1 protein-coding gene and 2 pseudogenes are annotated in these 2,730 nt (G+C 46.3%); all 3 read left to right on the forward strand.

From position 1 onward, the window contains the following. A pseudogene (locus ACK5NH_RS19340) lies at positions 1-835 on the forward strand (hypothetical protein); the annotation flags it as partial. Between the two features lie 85 nt (positions 836-920). Then, the gene (potE, locus tag ACK5NH_RS19345) at positions 921-2,240 is read left to right on the forward strand and encodes a putrescine-ornithine antiporter (protein ID WP_416922711.1); all 1,320 of its coding nucleotides are present in this window, start codon (positions 921-923) and stop codon (positions 2,238-2,240) included. Positions 2,241-2,364: 124 nt separating this feature from the next. Continuing rightward, positions 2,365-2,730: pseudogene (locus ACK5NH_RS19350) on the forward strand (porin); the annotation flags it as partial.

Consider the following 2,730-nt stretch of genomic DNA (forward strand, 5'->3'; position numbering starts at 1 on the left):
GGCTTTGTTTCCTAATAGTAAAAACACAAAGTTATTAGTTCTAAATCAGGAGAATCTTCTGCGTAGCGAAAAAAAATCAACGACGGGACAAGGGCTGTTGGCTCGTTTTTCCTGTCGTGATAAGCGCTGTATAGCTATTTATCCTTTTAGGAAACAAAGCCTATTAACCACGCCTGGTATCGATGCCGAAACTGGTAAATATACTGAGTTTGGTATTCCAGCAACTATTCTGGCTAACTTCTTACGTGAAAATAATATTATTCCAGAGAAGTGCGACTTAAATTCGATTTTATTCCTGATGACGCCTGCGGAAGATATGGCGAAGATGCAACACTTAGTGTCGCAAATATCTCGCTTCGAGAAATTAGTCGACGAAGATGCGCCATTATCTGAAGTATTACCTAACGTCTATAACGCTAATAAAGCCCGTTATAAAGACTATACCATTCGTCAACTCTGCCAAGAAATGCACAACCTTTATGTCAGCCATGACGTAAAACAACTGCAAAAAGAAATGTTCCGCCAGGCGCATTTCCCAACAAAAGTGATGGACCCACAGGAAGCCAATCTCGAGTTTATCCGTGGCAAAGTGGAGTTAGTGCCACTGTCACAAATTGAGGGACGCATTGCCGCAGAAGGCGCACTGCCTTATCCACCAGGGGTGTTATGTATGGTCCCAGGTGAAATATGGGGCGGCGCGGTACAACGTTATTTCTTAGCCCTCGAAGAAGGTATCAACTTATTACCCGGATTCTCTCCTGAATTACAAGGTGTTTACCTCGAAAACACCCCAGACGGAAAAATCCAAGCCCTAGGTTATGTATTAAATAAATAATTGAAACCCGACTGCAGAGTTAATTAACCCCGCTCTGCAGTCAATTTCAAAATTCTATAATGAATAACATTATTAGGTCATTATTATGAGTAAATCAGCAAACAACATTGGTGTTGTCCAATTAACTATTATTCCCATAGTCAACATGATGGGTTCAGGTATTATCATGTTGCCCACCCAATTAGCCCAAGTAGGTACTATTTCTATCCTTTCCTGGTTAGTTACTGCGGCAGGTTCCACGGCCCTTGCCTATGCCTTTGCCAAGTGCGGTATGTTCAGTAAAAAATCGGGTGGTATGGGCGGTTATGCCGAATATGCCTTCGGCCGCAGCGGTAACTTTATGGCGAACTACACCTATGCGGTATCGCTATTAATTGCTAACGTTGCCATCGCCATCTCTGCCGTGGGTTATGCCGCGGTACTGCTCGAAGTCGACTTAAGCCCTATGGCCATCTGTCTTGCCACCATTGGCGTGCTTTGGCTGGCAACTGTGGCTAACTTTGGTGGCGCCCGCATTACTGGCCGCGTGAGTAGCGTCACCGTGTGGGGGATTATTCTGCCAGTGATTGGCGTGTCGTTAATCGGTTGGTTCTGGTTCGACATCGACCTCTACAAAGGCGCATGGAACCCACATGAACTGCCTTTCTTTAAAGCATTAGGCGGTTCAATCGCCATGACTTTATGGGCATTCTTGGGCTTAGAATCTGCTTGCGCTAACTCAGAGACAGTTGATAATCCAGAGAAAAATGTCCCTATCGCTGTAATGGGCGGTACCTTAGGTGCGGCGCTTATCTATATCGTTTCAACCAACGTGATTGCCGGTATTGTGCCTAACGCCGACCTTGCCAGTTCAAACGCTCCTTTCGGTTTAGCCTTCGCGCAAATGTTTAACCCTGTGGTCGGTAAAATCGTGATGGCCTGTGCCATTATCTCCTGTACTGGCTCACTGCTGGGTTGGCAGTTCACTATCGCGCAGGTGTTCAAAGCCTCTGCCGATGAAGGTTTCTTCCCTAAAATATTCTCTAAAGTTAGCAAGGCCGATGCGCCAATTTGGGGGATGACTATCATAGTTTCGATTCAAACCCTGCTGTCTTTGATGACCATCAGCCCATCACTCAGCAAACAGTTTGAAGCTCTGGTTAACCTCGCCGTGGTGACTAACATTGTGCCTTATATCCTGTCGATGGCAGCCCTAGGTGTGATGCAAAAACAACTCAAAGTACCTGCGAACAAGGCCCGTGTCGCCAACGTGATTGCGGTTATTGGTGCCCTGTATAGCTTCTACGCCCTCTATAGCTCTGGTGAAACCGCAGTGATGTTAGGCGCTATCGCGACCTTCTTCGGTTGGACCATCTACGGGGTGATTTCAAATAAAACCCCAAGCGTTGGGATCAAAGCGGCGTGAGCACAACACGTCTGTGAGTCTCACCCCTTAATAAATAAGAAACTTAACAGCAATCCGTCTTTAGGGACCTTAAGCCACAGTGCCTAAGGTCCCCAGACAAAACTTGCCTAATTTCGGTGGAACTATGAAAAAAACATGCATCGCGTTAATGCTACCTATGCTGTTGGCCGCCACCAGCAGCCAAGCGGTTGAGCTCTATAACGATCAAAAAAACTCATTAGATTTAAGTGGTTGGTTAGGCTTCGCGGCACTTAACGACAGCCACGATACCTCAGTAATTGATGACTCTTCCCGAGTACGATTTAGTTTCGAACGCAGCGAGAAAAATGGCTGGACCGCCTTTGCCACCACAGAATGGGGCATCAATATGGTATCCAGCGATGATAGTTTAGTGATGCAAGGTGGCAAACTCGCCGCCGAAAAAACCGAAGACTTCCTCTATAACCGTTTAGGTTATGTCGGTATGTCGCACGATGAATGGGGTAGCCTA

The sequence above is a fragment of the Shewanella sp. genome (assembly GCF_047975355.1).
Classification (GTDB): Bacteria; Pseudomonadota; Gammaproteobacteria; order Enterobacterales; family Shewanellaceae; genus Shewanella.

Coding starts and splice junctions, on each gene's coding strand:
- potE (WP_416922711.1), top strand. CDS start 921: ATGAGTAAATCAGCAAACAACATTGGTGTTGTCCAATTAACTATTATT.